Here is a 20,067-nt window from a genome sequence, read left to right on the forward strand (position 1 = left end):
CACCACGGCTGCCACGCCACCCCCCGCGTCCGCGCCCCGGGCACGGCGTCCTCGCGGGTCGCCCCGCCCGCGTGGCAGCAGTCGAGGACGGCGACCACATGGGCGCCGCCGCGCGCGATCCGGTCGAGGAGCGCGCCGAGTTCGGTGTCGCGCAGCAGCGGCTGCCCGCCCTCGCGGAGGCTGTCGTGGCAGACCAGGGACTCGCTGCGGCCGGTCGCCGCGCGCGGGTCGTCGGTGTCGCGCGCGCTGCCGTGCCCGCTGAACCACAGCAGCGCCGTGTCGCCGGGCCCGCTGCGCCCCAGGTGCGTCTCGATGACCTCGACGACCCGCGCGCGGGTGGCCCGCGCGTCGTGCAGGCTCAGGACGCGGGGCGCGAGGCCGGGCTGTCCGCGCAGCCAGCTCTCCGCCTGTGTCACGTCGTTGACGCAGCCCCTGAGCGGCTTGCCGGGATAGTCGTCGATGCCCACGAAGAGCGCGTTCACGGTCCGCATGCGGTGATCCTGTCAGCCCTTCCTGGGCGTCGTCAGGTCGCTTCGTGGGCGGTTGCCGGGCAGTTGCGGTCATCCTCATGTGCCCGCGCCCGCAAGGGAGTTCAATGTCCGTCTGCGATCACCAGCGGCCACTGTGGGCCGCCGGCGACACCCACGTACAGGAGGGCAGCAGGCGTGACTTCCGGGGGACAGGGACCCTACCCTCCGCCATGGCCGCCGAACGGCGGACCCCATCCGTATCTCCCGCCCCGAGCGCCTCTGTGGCGCCGTCTGCGCGACGGCGAGTGGCCGCCCACCCGGGAGCTGCTGCGGCAGCTGGGCCCGCGGCGCGGCTGCCTCGCGGCGCCCCTGCTGTGCTGCGCCTGGCCGCTGTTCTTCCTCGTGCTCACCTATCCGCTGGCGCGCTCGGCCAGGATCCGGGCCCACGCGGTGTTCCCGCCGGACGGCCATCAGCGGCTCCAGGACCCCCAGGTGCTGCGCGTCCAGCAGATCCGGGCGTGGATCGCGCTGGCCGCCTCCCTGCTGATCCTCTCCGTGTACGGCACCTCGGAGGACTGGAACGAGATGCAGGAGCAGTTCGTCTTCCGCCTGGTGCTCACGCCGTGGCTGCTGCTCCTGACCGCGCCGCTGGTGCTCGTGCTGCTGTTCCGGCTGGCGTCGGCGCACCGGCGCACGGCCATGCGGGCAGGGCTGCGGACCGCGGTGCGGGCGGTGCTCTGCTACTTCGGCGCGTTCACGGCCGTGCCGCTGCTGGTCCTCGCGGCGACCTACCTCGGCCGCGACATGAACGCCGGTGTGCTCACGCCGCTGGTCATGCCCGCGCTGATGCTTCCGGCGCTGTGGATGCTGTTCTTCGTGGCGTTCTCGTCCGCGACGGTCGTGCGGACCGCGTTCAGCACCACGCGGGTGCACGCGGCCCTGCCCGCGCTGCTCGCCGGGCTGCTGGTGTGGGAGCTGGCGGGCATCAACCTCGCCGTGTCGGGTCCGCCGCCGGGGCCGCCGCTGATCCAGCTCGCCGCCCTGGTGGCCGGGCCGCTGTCGGTGTCGGCGGTGGCCTGGTGGGAGATCGACCGGCTGCGCACCCGTCACGGGGTGGGGCTGCGCGGCTGAGCCCCGGTGCCGGACACGCGCCCGGCACCGGGGCCCGGTCACTCACGGTTCGGCCGCCCGATGCGGCCCTCGTCGGGCGCCGGGCCCAGCCCTCGCCGACCGCCCGGCGCTCAGCCCTCGTCGGGCGCCAGGCGCAGCGAGATGGAGTTGATGCAGTAGCGCTGGTCCGTCGGGGTCGGATACCCCTCACCCTCGAACACGTGCCCGAGGTGCGAGCCGCACCGCGCGCACCGCACCTCGGTCCGCACCATGCCGTGCGAGGTGTCCTGGAGCAGCTCGACCGCGTCGGAGTCCTTCGGGTCGTAGAAGCTGGGCCAGCCGCAGTGCGACTCGAACTTCTCGCCGGAGGTGAAGAGCTCGGCGCCGCACGCCCGGCAGGAGTAGACACCCTTGGTCTTGGTGTCGGTGTACTCACCGACGAACGCGGGCTCCGTCCCGGCCTGGCGCAGCACCGCGTACTCCGCCGGGGTCAGCTCCGCGCGCCATTCCTCGTCCGGCTTCTCGACGTCGTACGACATGACTCTGAACCCCTTACGTCCGCGGCTCGTGGTGACCGCTACGGCTGGTGGTGGCCGCTACTTCGACAGCTCGGCCAGGATCTGCGGGCCGAGGTCGGTGACGTCGCCCGCTCCCATGGTGAGAACGAGATCACCGGGCTTCGCCATTCCCGCGATCGCCCGCACGGCCTCGGCCTTGTCGTGCGCGGCCGCCACGTCGGCGCCCGCCGCACGGGCGGCGTCGATGATCAGCTCGCTGGTGATGCCCGGGATCGGGTCCTCGCGGGCCGGGTAGATGTCGAGGACCACCGAGGAGTCGGCGAGGGCGAGGGCCTGGCCCATCTCGGTGCCCAGCTCCTGGGTGCGCGAGAAGAGGTGGGGCTGGAAGAGGACGAGGATGCGCGATTCGCCCGCGGCGGAACGCATCGCCTCCAGGTCGGCCGTCATCTCGGTGGGGTGGTGGGCGTAGGAGTCGATGACCTGGACGCCCGCGGCCTCGCCCTTGAGCTGGAGGCGGCGCTTGACGCCCGTGTACGACTTCAGGGCGCCGGCCAGGTTCCGGGACGGGATGCCGAGCGCGATGCCCGCCGCGAGGGCCGCGACCGCGTTGTTCGCGTAGTGACGGCCGGGCACCGAGACCGTGAAGGTCAGCAGCTTGCCGTCGAGCAGGACGGTGACCTCGCTGGTCAGGCCGCGTGCGGTGATCTTGTGGATGCGCAGGTCGGCGTTGTCGGACTCGCCGTAGGTGACGACCTTCAGCTCCCCGAGGTCCCGGACGCGCCGGGTCAGCTCGACGGCGCCCGGCTGGTCGGCGGACACGACGAGCGTGCCGCCGGGGACGACCTTGCCCACGAAGGTCTCGAAGGACTCGTAGATCTCGTCCATCGACGCGTAGTTGGCGTGGTGGTCGAGCTCCACGTTCAGGACGATGGCGACCTCGGGCGTGTACTTGTGGAAGCTGCGGTCGCTCTCGTCCGCCTCGGCCACGAAGATGTCGCCCTCGCCGTGCAGCGCGTTCGTGCCCGGCGCGTCCAGGTCGCCGCCGATCGCGTACGACGGGTCGAGGCCGAGGCTGGAGAGGGTGACCGCCAGCATCGAGGTCGTCGTGGTCTTGCCGTGCGTGCCGGCGACCGCGATCGGGCGCAGGCCGTCCATCAGGGCGGCCAGCGCGTCGGAGCGGTGCACGACGGGGATGCCGAGCTCGGTGGCGCGGGCCAGCTCGGGGTTGTCGGCGCGGATCGCGGAGGAGACGACGACGCTGGAGGCGTCCTCGGCGAGGTGGGCCGCGTCGTGGCCGATGTGCACCGTGGCGCCGAGCGCACGCAGGGCCTCGGCGGTGGCGGAGTCACGGGCGTCGCTGCCCGCGACCTTGGCGCCGCGCTGGGCCAGGATCTTCGCGATGCCCGACATTCCGGCGCCGCCGACGCCGATGAAGTGCGGTCGGTCCATGGCGGAAGGAAGGCCGGGTGCCATGCGTGTGTCTCCCCTGGTGGTGCGATACGGGTGTCGGGCCGTGCGCCGTACGACGCGCGGGCGGCCCCCAGCCTATTGCCTGGCGCCCCGTGCGGGGCGCGAGGCCGGGACATGCGCGCCCGCGCGCACGCGGCCCGCGAGCGGCCCGGGGCCCGCGCCGCCCCCTGCGGCGGAGCCCCTACTCCTCGTCCGCAGCGCTGTGCGAGAACAGCTTGAGGACGGGGACGCCGACCTTGTGCCGCGCCCGCGAGGCCCAGTCCCGGTGGAAGAACTCCTCCACGTAGTGCGGGTCGGTCAGGACGATCACCTCGTCGGCGTCCGCGCTCTCGACCAGGTCCTTGAGCGCGTCCAGCGGGTGGTCCTCGATGAGCCGGCCCTGGGCCGCGCAGCCCGCCGCGCGCAGCGCCGTGAGGGAGACCTGCAGCGCCTGCTCGCCGGGTCCTGTCGCGTCCTGGCCCTCGGGGGTCTCGCCCTCGCGCGCCGCCTGGTCGAGCTCGCCGAGGGCGACGTCGTCGATGGCCCGCAGCAGTCGGTCCGCCTGGTCGCCCCTGGGCTGGAGCAGTACGTGGAAGGTGACCGGCTCGTCCCCGTGCAAGGTGGTGACGAACTCCACGTCGGCGGACGTCAGGGCCTTCTCGATCATCAATACGCTTGTGAACACGCCAGGCGCCCTTCTGCTCCGTGGGCCGTCCTGAGGCCCCTGCGGAAACCATCCTGCCCCGTGCCCGCACGGGGTCTGCGAGATCTAGTGTGCCCAGCCGAAGCCAAACGGAACGGCTGATTCCGCCGATTGTCAGGTACGACGGTATCGGGTGAAGAGGAACCCGTCCTCTTCCAGTACGGATGCCAGTGCGAATTTTTCCGGCACCGCGAGCGCGGGCCCGACCGCGATCCGCTGGGCGTCCCCGGCGGTGAGCATCGGCGACACCGTCAGACAGAGCTCGTCCAGCGCCCCCGCCGCCACGAACTGGCCGAGCAGCCGGGGCCCGCCCTCCGTGAGCAGCCGGGTCAGCCCCCGCTCGGCCAGCGCGGGCGCCACCCGCTCCGGCTCCACGGCCGCGCCCTCGCCCGCCACGACGACGACGGCGCCCGCCTTGGCGGCGGCGTCGATCCGCTCGGCGGGCGCCGCGGCGCCCGTCACCAGGAGCGTGGGCGTCAGCGGCGCGGTGAAAAGCGGAAGCGAGAAGTCCAGGTCAAGGCTCGCGCTGACGACCGCGACGGCCGGCGCCGGCGTCTGCCCGGCCGCGGCCCTGCGCGCCGCGAAGGCCTCACGCGCGCGGGCCGGCCGGTAGCCCTCCTTGCGGACCGTCTCGGCCCCGACGACCACGACGTCGGCCAAGCCCCTCAGGGTGCCGAAGACCCGCATGTCGGTGTCGCTGGAGATGGGCTGGGAGCGGCCATCGTGCTGGGCCGCGCCGTCGAGCGCGGACACCATGTTGGCGCGCAGCCAGGTCACCTCTCCGGAGGGATAGGCGTAGGCGTCGGCCAGCTCGTCGAGCCCCCACTCCCGTTCGACCGCCTCATCCGTCCGGTTGTGCCTCCGGTCATCAGTCCGGTCCTCCGTCCGGGTGTCCGTCCGGTCGATTGTCTGGTCGGTCACAGGGAACAGGCGTCGCATGTCCGCAGTCTTGCACGACCCCTAAACTGAGGAACTGTGTCGTCCTGCACCACTGCCCCCGGGCAGAGCCCCATAGCCGATGTCGGTCCGCTGTCGCTGTGCGCCCGCGAGCCGCACGTACCCGCCGACCGCCTGGTCGCCGAGATGGTGCCGCCGCCGCGCTTCGACTCGGTCCGCTTCGACACGTACATCCCCGACCCGGGCCAGCCGAGCCAGACCGAGGCGGTCCGCGTCCTCAGCGGCTTCGCGGCGGGCCTCGGCGGGTCGCACGCGAGCGGCTCGGGCAAGCGGCGCTGGTTCCAGAAGAGGGCCCCGGCCCCGGCGGGCCCGCGCGGCATCTACCTCGACGGCGGGTACGGCGTCGGCAAGACCCACCTCCTCGCCTCGCTCTGGCACGCGACGCCCGCGGCGCCCGAGCAGAAGGCGTTCGGCACCTTCGTCGAGCTGACGAACCTGGTCGGCGCGCTCGGCTTCCAGCAGACCGTGCGCACCCTCGGCGACCACCGGCTCCTGTGCATCGACGAGTTCGAGCTGGACGACCCGGGCGACACGGTCCTGGTCTCCTCGCTCCTGGCCAAGCTCGTCGAGCAGGGCGTGGCGCTCGCCGCGACGTCCAACACGCTGCCGGGCAAGCTCGGTGAGGGCCGGTTCGCGGCCACCGACTTCCTGCGCGAGATCCAGGGCCTGTCCGCCCACTTCAAGGCGCTGCGCATCGACGGCCAGGACTACCGCCACCGCGGCCTGCCGGAGGCCCCCGCCCCGTACACGGACGAGCAGGTCACCAAGGCGGCGTACGCGAGCGAGGGCGCCTCGCTCGACGACTTCCCGCACCTGCTCGCGCACCTGGCCAGGGTCCACCCCAGCCGGTACGGCGCGCTGACGGAGAACCTCACCGCCGTCTGCCTCACCGATGTGACGCCGGTGCCCGACCAGTCGACCGCGCTGCGTCTCGTGGTGCTCGCCGACCGGTTGTACGACCGGGAGGTACCGGTCCTCGCCTCCGGTGTGCCCTTCGACCGGCTCTTCAGCGAGGACATGCTGAACGGCGGGTACCGGAAGAAGTACTTCCGGGCCATCTCCCGGCTCACGGCACTGGCACGGGACGCCAAGGGGCTCGTGGACGGGTAACCCCCGGTTCGGCGCGGAAGCGCTCGCCGACGGGCAAGCGGAAGACAAAAGGACGCGCAAAACGGAAGCTACGCGCGTGGTTCCCGACCGCCAAGGCGCGTGGTACACACATCCGGTCACATTCCTGTCCGCCAGCAGGAGGTTGCCCATCATGTCTGCCACACGACGTCAGGTTCTTGCCCGTACCGGTGCGCTGGGCGCCGGAATCGCCTTCACCGGCGCTCTCTCGGAACTCTTCGCGGGCACCGCGGCCGCACACGGGAAGGCCGGTTACGGCCCCCTCGTCCCCGACCCCGAGGGACTGCTCGACCTGCCCAAGGGGTTCCGCTACAAGGTCCTCTCGCGCGAGGGCGACGACCTTCGCTCCGGCGAGGGCAAGGTCCCCAGCAACCACGACGGCATGGCCGCCTTCCGCGGCAAGCACGGCGGCGTACACCTCGTGCGCAATCACGAGAACCGCGTCACCGGCAAGATCGGTGTGCCCACGGTCGAGGGGCTGACGTACGACCCGATGGCCAAGGGCGGCTGTACGGCGCTCGCGCTCGACCGGAGAAACAACGTCCTGGGCGAGCGCGTCGCGATCGCCGGAACCGCCGTCAACTGCGCGGGCGGGCCCACCCCTTGGGGCACCTGGCTCACCTGCGAGGAGACCGAGGACAAGGCCGGCACGAACGGCTACACCAAGGACCACGGCTTCATCTTCGAGGTCGACCCGGTGGACCCGCACCGCACCGGCGCGGTGCCGCTGACCGCGATGGGCCGCTTCCAGCACGAGGCGATCGCCGTCGACCCCAAGCGCGGCATCGTCTACGAGACCGAGGACGCCTTCCAGAAGCCGTTCGGCCTCTTCTACCGCTTCCTGCCCAAGAAGCCCGAGGGCGGCCGCGGTTCGCTGCGCGCGGGCGGCAGGCTGCAGGCCATGCGGGTGCCCGGCGTGCCGGACCTGTCCTCCGTCCAGGAGACCGGCGCGTGCTTCGACGGCATCGAATGGGTCGACGTACCCGATCCGCTCGCGGCCCGGACGCCCATCCGTCTCCAGGACTTCGGCCCCAAGGGCATCACGCACGCGCAGAAGCTGGAGGGCTGCTACTGGGGCGGCTCGTCCGTCTACTTCGTCTCCTCCTTCGCGCACAGCGCGGAGGGCTCGGCGGCCGACCACTTCGGTCAGATCTGGCGGTACGACCCGTCCGCGCGCCGCCTGACCCTCGTCATCGTGTTCGGCCCGAGCACCGACATCCAGCTGCCCGGCGAGTCCCCCGACAACATCTGCCTCGCGCCCAGCGGCGGCCTGATGGTGTGCGAGGACGGCGGCGGCGCGCAGCACGTGTACGGCCTCACGCGGGGCGGCGAGGTCTACCCGATGGCCCGCGGCCGGCAGAACATCGGCACGCCCGAGGAGCCCGAGTGGGGCGAGTTCGCGGGCGTCACGTTCTCGCCGGACCACGACACGATGTACGTGAACTGCTACACGCCCGGCACGACGTTCGCGGTGACGGGACCCTGGCACAAGTAGCGGCCTCGTAGCCCTCGCCGCACGATCGAGGGATACGACCGGAAGGGGTGCGCGGTGGCGAAGTCCACGAAGGACGGCAAGGGCACGAAGAAGCGGGGCAAGGACGCCGGTGAGGGCCCCGGCAAGAAGGCCGGGAAGGCCGGAAAGGCCGGAAAGGCCGGGAAGGCCGCGAAGGTCGGACGGCCCCCCAAGGCCGGAAAGGGAACCCCGCCCCGCCTGACGGACCTGCTGCGCATCCCCGAAGGGGAGAGGGTCGACCTCTCCTCGTACGACGCCGCCGCGACCCCCGCGGGCCCGGCCGACAAGGCCGCGGGGCTCGCGGCGACCGCCCGGATGGGCGAACGCCTCGCCGACCTCCAGGAACGCCTGTACGCGGCGAGCACCCAGGGCGACCGCCGCCGGATCCTGCTGGTGCTCCAGGGCATGGACACCAGCGGCAAGGGCGGCACGGTCAAGCACGTCATCGGCCTGTTCAACCCCTCCGGCTGCCGCATCAAGGCCTTCAAGGCCCCGACCGCCGAGGAGCAGAACCACCCCTTCCTCTGGCGCATCATGAAGGCGCTCCCCCAGCCCGGCGAGATCGGCATCTTCGACCGCTCGCACTACGAGGACGTCCTCATCGCCCGCGTCCGCGAGCTGGTCCCGCGCAGCCAGCTGGGCCGCCGCTACGGCCAGATCAACCGCTTCGAGAAGGCCCTGGCCGACGACGGCGTCACGATCGTGAAGTGCTTCCTCCACATCTCCTACGAACAGCAGCGCCGCCGCCTGCTGGAACGCCTGGACAACCCGGACAAGCACTGGAAGTTCACCATGGGCGACCTGGAGGAACGCGCGCTGTGGCCCGCCTACCAGGAGGCGTACGAGATCGCCCTGGAACGCTGCTCGACCGAGGCGGCCCCCTGGCACCTGATCCCCGCGGACCGCAAGTGGTACCGCAACTGGGCCATCAGCACCCTCCTCCTGGAACACCTGGAATCCCTGGACCCCCGGTACCCGAAGGCGGACTTCGACGTAACAGAAGCCAGAAGCCGCCTTCAGGCCTCGTGAGGCGCCAGGTCAGCGGGCGATGACCGGGTAGTGGTCCGAGAGGTTCGTGTACGTGTACTGCTTGCCCCAGCTGGAGACCGTCCAGGGGGGTGTCTGTTCCTTGATGACCTCGTTGCGCCACGTCGCCGGGCGGGCGTGGCCCTTGCGGTGGAGGACGTAGTCGAGGTCCTCGCGCGGGTCGTCCGGGTAGCGCTCGGCGGCGATCGAGTTGTCCTGGGTGTCGAAGGAGTACGGGTGGCCCGTGCGGGCGTCGGCCGGGGCGAAGCCGCCGTCGGCGAGCATCGAGGCGTACTCGGAGCTGTGCGAGTCGACGTTGAAGTCGCCCGCCACCATGACCTGTTCGTCCGCCGGGATGTTCTTCGCGGCCAGGAACGCGTCCATCTCCTTGAACTGCTTGGCCCGCGTGGCCGCCGCCTCGCCGCTGCCGCAGCCCGGGTCGGTGGACTGGGTGTGCGTGCCGACGACGTGGACCTTCGTGCCGTTCACGTCCAGGACCGCGTAGACGAAGCCCTTGTTGGAGTACGAGTCCGACCCGCACGCGTCCTTGTAGACGTACTGCTCCTTGCGCACGATCGGCCACTTGCTCAGGACGGTCACGCCGCCGTCCTCCGGCGTCACCGCCGAGTACGCGCCGCCGGTCGCGTCCCAGCCGCTCTTGCTGCGGCCCATCACCGGCGTCTGGTGCGGGTAGCGGTCCGCGGCGTTGGCCTTGAGAGCGTCGGACGAGGAGTTGTCGAACGCCTCCTGGAGGACGACGACGTCCTGGCCCTGGAAGAAGTCCGCGGCCGGTATCGCCTTGGCGCGGTGGTCCTGGCCCCAGTTGGGGTAGAGCGTCTTGCTGAACAGGAAGGTGTTGTACGTGAGCACCTTGAGCGAAGGCGTGGCGGCAGGGGCGGCCGTCGCGGAAGGCGCGACGGCGGCGAGGGTGGCGGCGGCGAGCACGGTGGTGATCGCGGCCGCGTGGGTCCTGCGCAGCGCTGCGTGCGGCACAAAAACTCCTGAGGGTGGGGGGGTCGGTCGATGCTGTTCCGGATGGTGCGGACGATGCCGTTGTTCCGGCGCCCGCACATCCAAGCAGCTGTGATTACTTCTGGGGATACTTCGCGTGAACACGGTTCGCGATCGAGGCGTCCGAACCGCGTCCGGCCTCTGCCACCGCGAGGCACGAACGCGGGTGTGGCCTATCTGCGGCGTACGGGCAGGATGTGGGCGAACGCCCTTAACACCGTGGCGCGTTGTTCCGGTGCGGTGCCCCGGACCGCGATGGCGAGGGCGGCCAGGAACGTCACGGCGAGCACGATGACGACGGCGAGCAGGATCTGAGGCGTTCCTGCGGCGAGTCGAACGACGATGGTGGTCATGGGGTGCCTCCGTCGGCAGGGCGGAGCGGGTGAGGGGCGAGGTCCGGAGATCGCGCGCTGCGGAGATCCGGAATGCCGAACGGCCGACGGGGACGCTTCCGGCGATGAACCCGGGCCGAACCGCGCGGCGCTGCCGCGAAGTTCGGCTTCAGTGATCAGGAGCGGGGCTGCGTCCAGGAACGGACCGGTCGGCCGGGTCGGGCCGGGTCACTTCCCGTATGCACTGGCGCTCATGCGCCGAGAGTTCGCAGCCATGTCCACCACTCCCTGTGGTCGAACCCCATGACGGGCCCGGGCGGTACGGTGTCGCACCGCTCACTCCCACCATGCCCTGTCACCCGCTCCGGGCGCCAGTGAGCAACTCCCTTCCAGCCATGGGGTGTTGCTCACATCACGACGTCCGACCGGACCGCACGAGCCGCACCTTGTCGACCCCGAGGAGCCCCGCGAGCGGCACCTTCGCCGTGGTCTGGCGCGGGCTGACCGTCATGCCCGCGCCGCGCAGCATGTCGAGCAGCATCCCGGCGAGCGGCATCACCATGTGCCGCCCCCAGCAGCGCTCGGAGGCGTGGCCGAAGGGCACGTAACCGGGGTGGTCGTCGGGGTCGAGCGCGGCCCAGCGCTCGGGGCGGAACGCGTCGGGGTCGTCCCAGAGCGCGGGGTCGCGGTGGCTGAGCAGCGGCAGCAGCAGGACGTCGTCGGCCGCGCCGATGCGGTCGTCGAGGGCGGGGTACTCGGGCGACGCGTTGCGCAGGATGTTCCAGGACGGGGGCAGCAGCCGCATGGACTCGTACAGGATGTGCTCGTTCGGCGTCGCGTCGTCGAAGGGCGCCCCGAGCCAGTACGCGTTGGCGACGAGCGTGGAGACGGTGAAGCAGACGGGGGCGGCGGCCCGCCGGTACAGGCCCATGGCGTAGCGGCGGTCGTTATAGCCCGTGGCGTTCGCGGTCAGGCCCGCGATGCCGGTGACGGGCGCCCCCGGGCGGAGCCTGCCGGGCAGGGCGGCGCCGGTGACGATGACCGTCCAGGTCAGCTTGGGCGTCAGCTCGAGGGTGCGGTCCATGAGGATGCGGAGCCGGTACGGGTCGGCGCCGAGGATCAGGTCGCGCAGATAGACGTGGCCGACGTGCGGCCACTCGCCCGAGAGGTCGGCGTCCGCCGGCACGGGCTTCTTCAGGGCCGCGCGTACGTCGCGGCCGATGGCCTGCATGACGGTGGACGCCTCGGTGCGCGGGATGGAACGCCCGTGCAGCGGCTTGAAGGTCGGACGTTCATGTTCGGTGGCCGGGCGGGCGGCGAGGATCCGGTCGGTCAGGTCGTGCCCGGCGACGCCGACGGTGTCGGCGTCCAGGCGGAACACGTCCTCGCCGCGGTGGTCGCGGAGCAGGGCGTCGAGCCTCGGCGTGAAGACGGTCGTCCGGGCGAGCCGGTCGGTGCTGCCGGAGAGGGACATCGGAGGTCTCCCAGTGCGGGAGGCCCGCGCCCGGCGGCATGAGCGCGCCGGGTGCGGGCCTCGACGGCGAATTACGTCCCTGGGCGCGAGGCGCCCTTACGGGTGCGCGGCCGCGCGGGCCGCGCGAGGTGACTGGTTCGCCGGTTTAGTACCAGTGGTACCAGGCGTACGCCTTCAGGCTCTTCTCGCCGGTGATCCTCTTCTTGAGGGAGCGGACCATCTTCATGTTCGTACCTCCGGTCGATTCCGTGTGCCCATGAGCGACATGGACCCGCGGAGCGTCGCCGCATCCGATCAACACCCGATAAACGGGCTGGTGGGACGCTATGCCGGGCATATCCGGAAGGCGCCGGGGCGGGTGGTGCGTGAGCGGCTCACGGTGCGCGTGAGCGAAACGTCAGCGCGCACCGCGCGGAGGCCGGCGCGCACCGCGCGGACGTCCGCGCCGTCCGGTGCCGGGCCGCCGCAGGGCGACCGCCAGCAGGACGGCGAGCCCGACGGCGAGACCGGGCGCGAGGGTCCAGGCCGCCTCCGGGTTCTCCTCCACCCACGTCGGGCCGTCGTGGAAGACGGCGCCGAGCGCCACCCCGTTCCGTCCGCGCAGGAACGCGAGGGCGGCGGTGACGGCGAAGGCGCCGGCCACGCACGCGCCGGCGGCGAGCACCCGCAGCCCGGCGGCCTTCCGCGCCGGCGTACCGGCGGCGCGCGCCCGCCGCCGCAGGGTGTCGGCCGCGGGCCAGACGGCGAGGGCGAGGAAGCCGACGAGCCCGCCGAAGACGTACGCGCCGCCGGGACAGACGGCCGTGCCGCGGCGCCACACCGCGTCGCCGGTCAGGGCGACGAGGAGGAAGGCACCGGCGAAACAGACCAGGCCGACGGCCGTCTCCAGGCGGGAAGATCGAGGGGGCACTCCGGACATTCGGCCATCTTACGGAACGTATGCGAACACATGACCTAGACCCCCGGCCCCCGTCGGGCACGCCCGCGCGTCACAGGTCGGCGAGCACACCGTCCACCGTGGCGAGCAGGACCTCACGGTCGCCCTGCACGCGGCCGAGGACCCGCAGGCCGTAGTACGTGCTCTGCACCCGGCGCGCCACGGTCCGCGCGTCACCGGTGGCGCGGATCTCGCCCGCGCGCCGCCCCTCCTCCACGACCACGCACAGCTCGTCCTCGACCCGGTCGAAGCTGCGCCGCACCGCCTGGGCGACCTCCGGGTCGAGACCGGCGACCTCGACGGCCGCGTTGATCGCGAAGCAGCCGCGCGGGCCCTCCGCGTCGAGGTCGGCGTCGACGGAGTGGATCATCATGGCGCGCAGCCGCTCCTTCGCGGGTCCGCCGCCGCGCAGGATCTCGATCTGCGCGGCGGTGGCCGTCTCGTAGTAGCGCTGGAGGGCGCGGAGGTAGAGCTGCCGCTTGCCGCCGAAGGTGTTGTAGAGGCTCGAAGGACCGAGCCCCGTGCTGTCGCACAGGTCGCGCGTCGAGGTGCCCTCGTACCCCTGGCGCCAGAACGTCTCCATGGCCGCGGTGACGACGCGGTCCTCGTTGAACTCTCGCGGTCTGGCCATGTGCGCCACAGTAACCGTTTTGGAAACGCCTTACAAAACAGCCTCCGCGGCGGAGGTCACACCCCCGTCCGCCCGGTCCGTCTGCTCCGTCTGCTCCGTCTGCTCCGCTCGCTCCAGCCGCGCCGCCCACAGCACGGCCACCGTCCCGGCGGCGGCCAGCGCGGCGCCGACCCAGGCGACCGAGGCGTAGCCGTACCCGGCGTCGATGGCCAGGCCGCCCAGCATCGGGGCCACGGTGTTGCCGACGTTGAACGCGGCCGTGTTGGTGGCGCCGACCAGCGTCGGCGCGCCCGGCGCGAGGGTGAACACCCGTGACTGCAGGGCGGGGTTGGTGACGTATCCGACGAGGCCGAGCAGGAAGACGAGGACGATCACCACGGCCGTCACCTGCGCGGTCAGCGCGAGCAGCGCGGAGAAGACGGCGAGGGCGCCGAGCCCGAGGCCGAGTGTGCCCAGCGGCCGGGACTGGCCGGTGCGCCCGCCGATCACGATGCCCGCGAGACCGCCGACGCCGAAGAGGGCGAGGATCGCGGGCACCCAGCCCTCGGGCACCCCGCTCACGTCGGTGAGCAGCGCCGCGAGATAGCTGAAGGTGACGACGACCGCCCCGAAGGCGAAGGCCGTGACGGCGTACGAGAGCCACAGCTGCGGGCGTGCCATGCCCCGCAGTTCGGCGCGGACCGAGGGGGACTCACCCGCGGCCCGGCCGCCCGGGACGACGAGCAGCGTGCAGAGAAGGCTCACCATGGCGGCCGCGGCGACTGCCCAGAACGCGGCGCGCCAGCCGGAGTACTGGCTCAGCAGTGTGCCCGCCGGGACGCCGACGATGGTGGCGAGCGTCAGCCCGCCGGCCACGACGGCGACCGCCCGCGCCTTGGCGTCCGCGGGGACGAGGGCCACCGCCGTGGCCACGGCGACGCCCCAGTACCCGGCGTACGCGAGGGCGCTGACCACGCGGGTGACGAACAGGACGGCGTAACCGGGCGCGAGGGCGCCGACCACGTGGGCCGCGACGAAGGCCGCCTGCAGCCAGACGAGCGCCGTGCGGCGCGGCCAGCGGAGCGTGGCCACGGCGAGCAGCGGGGCGCCGACGACCATGCCGATCGCGAACGCCGAGATGAGCAGGCCGGCGTCGGGGATGGACACCCCCAGGTCGTCGGCCATGCCCGGCAGCAGGCCGGACAGCATGAACTCCGATGTTCCTTGGGTGAAGATGCCGAGCCCGACTATGTACACCGCAGGGGGCATTGACGCGGTCCTCCCGTTCACGACCGATACGTGCGATAGATGCGACAGATGCGCTACGCGTTTCTGAAGCCGCACGCCGTGGCGGTGGCCGTGGGCGTGGCCGCGCCGACGCCGTGCGCCGACGCAGGCCGACGCAGGCCGACGCGGGCCGTCCGCCGCGGGGCGGCGGATGCTTTTGGAGCGAGTGCTTCAGAACCGACGGGCGCTGACGCTAGCACATTCTGAATCACTCGCTTCAAAACCGAGACGCCGTCGGCCGCGGCGGGTCACCGGGGCGCGAGCCTCCACAGGGACGTGACCTCGGCCGCGCGGGCGGCGTGGAGCGGGTCCGTGACGTCGGCGGCCCGTGGATGGCGCGGTGCGATGTCGAGCCGGTCGACCACCCGCAGCCCCGCCGCGTCGAAGTCCGCCAACAGCTGCTCACGGGAACGGAGTTCGAGATGCTCGGCGAGGTCGGAGAGGACGAGCCACCCCTCCCCGTCCGGTTCGAGGTGCGCCGCGAGTCCGGCCAGGAAGCCGTGCAGCATCGCGCCGCCCGGGTCGTACACGCCCTGCTCGACGGCGGACGTCGGACGGGCGGGCAGCCACGGCGGATTGCACACGACGAGCGAGGCACGGCCCGCCGGGAACAGCTCCGTGTCCACGACCTCGACCCGCCCGCCGAGACCGAGCCGTTCGACGTTGCCCCGGGCGCAGGCCAGGGCCCTCGGGCTGATGTCGGTGGCCACGACGCGGTCGACGCCCCGGCGGGCGAGGACGGCCGCGAGCACGCCCGTTCCGGTGCCGATGTCGAAGGCCGTACGCGGCCGGGGCGCCTCCTGCGCGACGGCGGCGGGCAGCGGGGCACGCGCCACGAGGTCGACGTACTCGCCCCTGACCGGCGAGAACACCCCGTAGTGCGGATGGATCCTGGCCTCGAGGGCGGGTACGTGCACGCCCTTCACCCGCCACTCGTGGGCGCCGATGACGCCGAGGAGTTCGCGCAGGGAGACCACCATCGGGCCGTCGGGCGGGCCGTACGCCTCCCGACAGGCCGCGCGGACGTCGGGCGCCCGGCGCAGCCCGAGGGCGTGATCGCCGTCGAGACGCACCAGGAGCATGCCGAGCACCCTGGCCCGGTGGCCGCGGGCGCGGCGGTGGCGGTGGAAGGACTCGGCGGGCGTGGCCGCCGGCGCGGGCGCCTTCCGGTCGACGCGGCGGCCGAGGGCGGTCAGCAGCTGCCGGGCGCCGTGGAAGTCGCCGCGCCAGAGCAGCGCGGTGCCCTCGCAGGCGAGCCGGTGGGCGGTGTCGGCCTTCATCCGGTCGTCGGCGAGGACGATGCGGCGGGGTGCGGGGGAATCGCTCTCGGAGTGCCAACGGGCGTACTGGAAAGGCGCGTTGGGGCGGTCGGGCTCGGTCCATTCGATGCGGGACATCAAGGACTCCTCGTGATCGTGGGCGCTGGGACACGAAGAGCGCTTCGACGCGGGAGACCTCAAGGGTCATCGGAGGGCGGGGCCCGGGGAGAGACCGTCGCCGGCCAACCAACCGGCAGGGCAGGGCGTCCGGTGGGGGACGACTGGCTCCGTACGCCCCTCAGGACATCCTCTGTGCTCTCTCAGGACATCCTCTGCGCTTCAGGGCACACCATGCGCTTCAGGGCACACCGAAGGGCCCGCGCATTCCTCATCCGCCGGGTACCGAGGAACGGCACCCGGGATCACCCGCGTCGCGGCGCGCGAGTGGATGTCAGCTGACGACCATGCCCATCATCACGATCAGGACGCTGTCACACCCGGCGCTCCCCCGGCAAACGCCCCTGTGCCGCGTCACGAGAGGCGGCCGGCCGCGGGCGGCTGGAATCCCTTGCCTCGATGTGCGCCGACGAGCGGCGGTGCACCGCCGGGGGCGTGTCCGGCTCACGGATGAGGCGGTCGACGAGGGCGGCCACCTCGGCGGGCGTGGGCAGTTCGATCCGTACGCTCGTCAGGCGCGGCCGCAGCAGCCGCGCCACGAGCAGGTCGTCGGCGCCGACCACCGCGGTCTCCCCGGGGACGTCCACGCCGGCGTCCTGCAACGCGCGCATCAGCAGCATCGCGTACTCGTCGTTGTACGCGAACACCGCGTCGAGCCCCAATTCCCGCCACCGCGCGGCCAGTTCGGCAGCCGACTCCTCGGTGTAGGCGAGCGGGAGCGGCTCGATCCGGGCGCCGGGGACTTCGGCCGCGGCGGCCCGCGCGCCCGCGAGGCGCGGCTCGCCGAACATCGCGAGGCCGTGCTCGACGGGGACGACGACGCCGATGCGGCGGCGCCCGCCCGCCAGCAGATGCGCGGCGGCCACGGACCCGATCTCCCGCTGGTCCATGGTGATGCCGTGGGCGCCGGGCGCGGGCGGCGGGCCGCAGGAGACGACGACGGCGGTGCCGGAGCGCTTCAGCACGTCGACGGACGGCCCGCTCAGCGGCCCGCCGTCGGTGACGAGCACGGCGGCGGGCCGCAGTTCGGCCCAGGCGCGGGCGGCCTCCAGGGGATCCCGCGCCGCGCTCGCGCCGTGCAGGACGCCGGTGTGTCCGTACTCCTGGAGCGCCGACTGGAAGCCCGCGACGAAGCCCGAGAACAGCGGGCCGAAGACGGGCACGGTGTCGGCGGGCACGGCGATCAGGACGAGCCCGCTGGAGCCGGAGCGCAGGGAGCGGGCGGCGGCGTGCGGCACATAGCCGAGTTCCTCGGCGGCGGCGCGGACCTTGCGCTGGGTCGCCTCGCTGACGCGGCCCGCCGCGAGTCCGTTGAGCACGTAGCTCACGGTGGCCCGCGACACTCCCGCGTGCCGGGCCACGGAGGTGCTGGTGGGCGGGGTCGCGGACGGTCGCGGCGCGGGCGGTGGGCTGTCGTTCATCCTGCGACGCATCCTTTCACGGTGGCCTCATACGGCCCATGGTTCGCACGGCTCGGTGGCGGTCACGGGTCAGTGGCTCCCACGGGTCGGCGGCTCCCACGGGTCGGCGGGTCGCGGCCGCGCGCGCGCTGCCCGCGGCGGCCCACGACTCGTGGCGGTCTACGGCCGGCGACGGCTTCTCGTTCACGGGGGCATGACGGCGCGACGGCACGGCCCGGCCCACCGCTCGCGCGCTCACGACCTCGCCCACCCACGCACCCACAGCACCTCACCGCTCTTTGCCGACGCGGGTCTGGTGGAGCCGCTCGTCCAATGCTAAACATTCGTTACACGTGTCAAGTGACACGTGTAACGACCTCATTCGGCCACTCGGCCGACCGTCCGAGGAGGAGGGCACCGTGGCCCTTTCCGCTCGTCAGGACCGGCTCGATCCCCAGGAACAGGCCCGCGCGCCGCGCGGCCTGATGCCGCTCCTCATGCTCGGCAATACCGCGATGTACGCGCTCTACATCGGCGTCGGCGGCGTGCTCCTCCCCCTCCAGATCGAGCAGATCGACAAGGCCCACAAGGTCGCGATGCTCGGCCTGGTCAGCGGCGTCAGCGCCGTCTTCGCCACCTTCTTCAACCCCGTCGCCGGCGCGCTCTCCGACCGCTCGGGGCGCCGCAACCCGTGGATCCTCGGCGGCGGTCTCGCCGCGGTCGGCGCGATGGCGCTGCTCGGCGGGGTCGAGACGGTGCTGCTCGTGACCATCGCCTGGTGCCTGGGCCAGGCCGTGATGAACGTCTTCCAGGCCGCGCTCACCTCGGTCGTCCCCGACCGCGTCCCGCTCTCCGCGCGCGGCCGGGCGTCCGCGGCGGTCGGCCTCGGCATGCCGATCGGCTCGACCCTCGGCGCGCTGCTGGGCTCGGCCTTCGCCGAGCGCATCGGCACCGGCTACCTCGTGCTCGGCGCGTTCGTGGCGGTCTCGGCCGTACTCTTCACGTCGTTCGCCCGAGAGAAGCCCCTGCCCGACGCCGCGCGGCCGGAGCGGGTGCCGCTGAGGAAGCAGTTCGCCGCGTTCCTCGGCGCCCTGCGCCACCACGACTTCCGGTGGGCCTTCATCGGGCGCGCGCTGCTCGTGCTCGGCTACTTCTGCGTCTTCGGCTACCAGTTGTACATCCTGCAGGACCACATCGACCTGCCGTCCGGACTCGAACCGGAGGACGCCGTCGCGGTCCTCGCGCCGGTCAACGCGGTCGCCATGGCCGCCTCCACCGTCGTCGGCGGTGTGCTCTCCGACCGGCTGGACCGGCGCAAGCCGTTCATCGCCGTCTCCGCGGTGGTCTCGGCGGTCGCGCTGGCCGTCCCCGCGCTCTCGCCGACCTGGCCCGCGATGCTCGTCCTCGCCGCGCTCAACGGCCTCGGCTTCGGCTGCTTCATGGCCGTCGACAACGCGCTCGTCTCGATGATCCTGCCGAGCGCCGACGACGCGGCGCGCGACCTCGGCGTCCTCAACATGGCGCAGGCGGGCCCGCAGATCCTGGCACCGTTCGCCGCCTCCGTCGTCGTCTCGCTCTGCGGCGGCAGCCAGGGCGGCGGCTACACCGCGCTGTTCGCGGTGGGCGCGACGCTGTCCGTCCTGGGCGCGCTCGCCGTGCGGCCGATCCGGGGCGTGCGGTGACGGGTCCGTGGTTCATGCGGTGACGGGTCCGTATTGATGTACGGAGCGATGAGTCAGGACACAGAAGTGATCGGTTCGCTTCCGGCGCGGACCCGTTCACGTACAAGATCGGCGTGTGCCGCCCGGCCCACCCATCAGAAAGGCACCACCATGAAGCTGCACACCCACGAATGGGGAAACGGCGACCGCGTCGCCCTCCTGATCCACGGGATCATGTCGGACCACCGCACCTGGCGGCGCGTGGGGCCCGCGCTCGCCGACAAGGGCTACCGCGTGATCGGTGTCGACCTGCGCGGACACGGCGTGAGCGAGCGCGGCGCGTACAGCGCGAAGCTGTTCGCGGACGACCTCGTCGACACGCTGCCGACCGGCGCCGAGCTGGCGATCGGGCACTCCCTCGGCGGGATAGCCCTGGCCCTCGCGGCCGAGCGGCTCGCGCCCGCGCGCGCCGTGTACTCCGACCCGGCCTGGGCCCTGGACCGGGCGAGCGGCGTCGACCCCCGGGTGTTCGTGGAGTTCCGGCGGGCCACACGGTCGATCATCGCGAACTTCAACCCGCGCTGGGAGGACGCCGACGTCGACATCGAGGTCGCCACGCTGGCCCTCTGGGACCCGGACACCACGCTGGCGCTCTCCGGCGAGAACGCCGTCGACCGCAGCCCGGCGGCACCCGTCGTGCCCTCGCTCGTCCAGGTCGCGGAGACGAGCTTCCTGCTCGACGACACGTTCAAGAAGGAGCTGGCGCGGCGCGGCTTCGAGGTCCGTACGGTCCCGGGGACCGGGCACACGATCCACCGCGACGACTTCGACGCGTTCATGGCGTCGCTGGAGGGGTGGGTGTAGCCGGGCCGCGGTCGCGGGGCGCTGGTGTGGTCGGGGGAATCGGGGCCGCCATTATCCTATTTGCCGCTTTCATGGCTATATCGTCGGCGCGTGATCACTCTCGTACGGAGATGCGCCGCGCTCTGCGCCCTGACCGCCGTCCTCGCCGGGTGCTCCGGCGAGGCCACCGCGCCCGGCCACC

General features: G+C 72.5%; 20 protein-coding genes. 6 read left to right on the forward strand and 14 right to left on the reverse strand.

Translation table 11 applies throughout. From position 1 onward, the window contains the following. On the reverse strand, positions 1-491 hold a 491-nt coding region (locus AOK22_RS23275; protein WP_167357876.1), incomplete at its 3' end, for a caspase family protein. Positions 492-665: 174 nt separating this feature from the next. Here AOK22_RS23275 and AOK22_RS23280 point away from each other — a divergent pair. Then, positions 666-1,601 (forward strand): hypothetical protein, encoded by a 936-nt coding sequence (locus AOK22_RS23280; protein WP_244164949.1) that lies wholly within the window; start codon positions 666-668, stop codon positions 1,599-1,601. Between the two features lie 110 nt (positions 1,602-1,711). Here the strand turns inward: AOK22_RS23280 and msrB are convergent, their stop codons facing one another. The 4 genes from msrB to AOK22_RS23300 form a co-directional block, all read right to left on the reverse strand. Further along, positions 1,712-2,119: a peptide-methionine (R)-S-oxide reductase MsrB gene (gene msrB, locus AOK22_RS23285; RefSeq protein ID WP_055700651.1), complete on the reverse strand. Its 408-nt coding sequence runs from the start codon at positions 2,117-2,119 to the stop codon at positions 1,712-1,714. 57 nt (positions 2,120-2,176) lie between these two features. Next, entirely contained in the window at positions 2,177-3,571 is a 1,395-nt protein-coding gene (gene murC, locus AOK22_RS23290; RefSeq protein ID WP_055700652.1) for a UDP-N-acetylmuramate--L-alanine ligase, read from the reverse strand. Positions 3,572-3,749: 178 nt separating this feature from the next. Further along, the gene (locus AOK22_RS23295; protein WP_079036763.1) at positions 3,750-4,232 is read right to left on the reverse strand and encodes an indole-3-glycerol phosphate synthase; all 483 of its coding nucleotides are present in this window, start codon (positions 4,230-4,232) and stop codon (positions 3,750-3,752) included. Positions 4,233-4,364: 132 nt separating this feature from the next. Further along, complete coding sequence (locus tag AOK22_RS23300) at positions 4,365-5,171, reverse strand: pyrimidine reductase family protein (protein ID WP_425264052.1); 807 nt, start codon at positions 5,169-5,171, stop codon at positions 4,365-4,367. Between the two features lie 54 nt (positions 5,172-5,225). On the opposite strand from AOK22_RS23300, the gene zapE reads away from it, so the two are divergent. The 3 genes from zapE to AOK22_RS23315 all read left to right on the forward strand — a co-directional run bounded on the left by zapE (position 5,226) and on the right by AOK22_RS23315 (position 8,877). Then, entirely contained in the window at positions 5,226-6,317 is a 1,092-nt protein-coding gene (gene zapE / locus AOK22_RS23305; RefSeq protein ID WP_055700654.1) for a cell division protein ZapE, read from the forward strand. Positions 6,318-6,468: 151 nt separating this feature from the next. Next, positions 6,469-7,830, forward strand: a complete 1,362-nt coding sequence (locus AOK22_RS23310; RefSeq protein WP_055700655.1) for a PhoX family protein — start codon at positions 6,469-6,471, stop codon at positions 7,828-7,830. 216 nt (positions 7,831-8,046) lie between these two features. Further along, positions 8,047-8,877 carry a polyphosphate kinase 2 family protein gene (locus tag AOK22_RS23315; protein ID WP_055700666.1) on the forward strand — a complete coding sequence of 277 codons (831 nt, stop codon included), beginning with the start codon at positions 8,047-8,049 and terminating at the stop codon, positions 8,875-8,877. Between the two features lie 9 nt (positions 8,878-8,886). Here AOK22_RS23315 and sph read toward each other — a convergent pair whose 3' ends face one another. The 9 genes from sph to AOK22_RS23355 all read right to left on the reverse strand — a co-directional run bounded on the left by sph (position 8,887) and on the right by AOK22_RS23355 (position 17,382). After that, entirely contained in the window at positions 8,887-9,867 is a 981-nt protein-coding gene (sph, locus tag AOK22_RS23320) for a sphingomyelin phosphodiesterase (RefSeq protein ID WP_055700656.1), read from the reverse strand. 191 nt (positions 9,868-10,058) lie between these two features. Continuing rightward, complete coding sequence (locus tag AOK22_RS23325; protein ID WP_055700657.1) at positions 10,059-10,238, reverse strand: hypothetical protein; 180 nt, start codon at positions 10,236-10,238, stop codon at positions 10,059-10,061. Positions 10,239-10,629: 391 nt separating this feature from the next. Then, positions 10,630-11,691: a cytochrome P450 gene (locus tag AOK22_RS23330; RefSeq protein WP_055700658.1), complete on the reverse strand. Its 1,062-nt coding sequence runs from the start codon at positions 11,689-11,691 to the stop codon at positions 10,630-10,632. Between the two features lie 145 nt (positions 11,692-11,836). After that, positions 11,837-12,028 (reverse strand): tryptorubin family RiPP precursor, encoded by a 192-nt coding sequence (locus AOK22_RS44020; protein ID WP_425264053.1) that lies wholly within the window; start codon positions 12,026-12,028, stop codon positions 11,837-11,839. A gap of 60 nt (positions 12,029-12,088) precedes the next feature. After that, positions 12,089-12,610, reverse strand: a complete 522-nt coding sequence (locus AOK22_RS23335) for a hypothetical protein (protein WP_055700659.1) — start codon at positions 12,608-12,610, stop codon at positions 12,089-12,091. Positions 12,611-12,680: 70 nt separating this feature from the next. Further along, the gene (locus tag AOK22_RS23340) at positions 12,681-13,259 is read right to left on the reverse strand and encodes a TetR/AcrR family transcriptional regulator (RefSeq protein ID WP_055700667.1); all 579 of its coding nucleotides are present in this window, start codon (positions 13,257-13,259) and stop codon (positions 12,681-12,683) included. A gap of 30 nt (positions 13,260-13,289) precedes the next feature. Further along, positions 13,290-14,507 (reverse strand): Cmx/CmrA family chloramphenicol efflux MFS transporter, encoded by a 1,218-nt coding sequence (locus tag AOK22_RS23345; protein ID WP_055700660.1) that lies wholly within the window; start codon positions 14,505-14,507, stop codon positions 13,290-13,292. A gap of 266 nt (positions 14,508-14,773) precedes the next feature. Next, the gene (locus AOK22_RS23350; RefSeq protein ID WP_055700661.1) at positions 14,774-15,922 is read right to left on the reverse strand and encodes a methyltransferase; all 1,149 of its coding nucleotides are present in this window, start codon (positions 15,920-15,922) and stop codon (positions 14,774-14,776) included. A gap of 353 nt (positions 15,923-16,275) precedes the next feature. Beyond that, a complete protein-coding gene (locus AOK22_RS23355) occupies positions 16,276-17,382 on the reverse strand; it encodes a LacI family DNA-binding transcriptional regulator (RefSeq protein ID WP_079036765.1) in 1,107 nt (368 codons plus the stop codon). A gap of 398 nt (positions 17,383-17,780) precedes the next feature. Between AOK22_RS23355 and AOK22_RS23360 the strand changes: the two genes are divergently transcribed. Beyond that, the gene (locus tag AOK22_RS23360; protein ID WP_237773415.1) at positions 17,781-19,043 is read left to right on the forward strand and encodes an MFS transporter; all 1,263 of its coding nucleotides are present in this window, start codon (positions 17,781-17,783) and stop codon (positions 19,041-19,043) included. A gap of 150 nt (positions 19,044-19,193) precedes the next feature. Then, positions 19,194-19,886 (forward strand): alpha/beta fold hydrolase, encoded by a 693-nt coding sequence (locus AOK22_RS23365; protein WP_055700663.1) that lies wholly within the window; start codon positions 19,194-19,196, stop codon positions 19,884-19,886. The last annotated feature ends 181 nt before the right edge of the window (positions 19,887-20,067 follow it).

This window comes from Streptomyces silaceus, from assembly GCF_001419745.1.
Classification (GTDB): domain Bacteria; phylum Actinomycetota; class Actinomycetes; order Streptomycetales; family Streptomycetaceae; genus Streptomyces; species Streptomyces silaceus.

What these genes read in the sequence shown, in the direction of transcription:
- AOK22_RS23330 (WP_055700658.1), bottom strand. Translation starts at nt 11,691, where the DNA reads ATGTCCCTCTCCGGCAGCACCGACCGGCTCGCCCGGACGACCGTCTTC.
- msrB (WP_055700651.1), bottom strand. Translation starts at nt 2,119, where the DNA reads ATGTCGTACGACGTCGAGAAGCCGGACGAGGAATGGCGCGCGGAGCTG.
- AOK22_RS23355 (WP_079036765.1), bottom strand. Translation starts at nt 17,382, where the DNA reads ATGAACGACAGCCCACCGCCCGCGCCGCGACCGTCCGCGACCCCGCCC.
- murC (WP_055700652.1), bottom strand. Translation starts at nt 3,571, where the DNA reads ATGGCACCCGGCCTTCCTTCCGCCATGGACCGACCGCACTTCATCGGC.
- AOK22_RS23365 (WP_055700663.1), top strand. Translation starts at nt 19,194, where the DNA reads ATGAAGCTGCACACCCACGAATGGGGAAACGGCGACCGCGTCGCCCTC.
- AOK22_RS23340 (WP_055700667.1), bottom strand. Translation starts at nt 13,259, where the DNA reads ATGGCCAGACCGCGAGAGTTCAACGAGGACCGCGTCGTCACCGCGGCC.
- AOK22_RS23350 (WP_055700661.1), bottom strand. Translation starts at nt 15,922, where the DNA reads ATGTCCCGCATCGAATGGACCGAGCCCGACCGCCCCAACGCGCCTTTC.
- AOK22_RS23335 (WP_055700659.1), bottom strand. Translation starts at nt 12,610, where the DNA reads ATGTCCGGAGTGCCCCCTCGATCTTCCCGCCTGGAGACGGCCGTCGGC.
- AOK22_RS23310 (WP_055700655.1), top strand. Translation starts at nt 6,469, where the DNA reads ATGTCTGCCACACGACGTCAGGTTCTTGCCCGTACCGGTGCGCTGGGC.
- AOK22_RS44020 (WP_425264053.1), bottom strand. Translation starts at nt 12,028, where the DNA reads ATGCCCGGCATAGCGTCCCACCAGCCCGTTTATCGGGTGTTGATCGGA.
- AOK22_RS23345 (WP_055700660.1), bottom strand. Translation starts at nt 14,507, where the DNA reads ATGCCCCCTGCGGTGTACATAGTCGGGCTCGGCATCTTCACCCAAGGA.
- AOK22_RS23325 (WP_055700657.1), bottom strand. Translation starts at nt 10,238, where the DNA reads ATGACCACCATCGTCGTTCGACTCGCCGCAGGAACGCCTCAGATCCTG.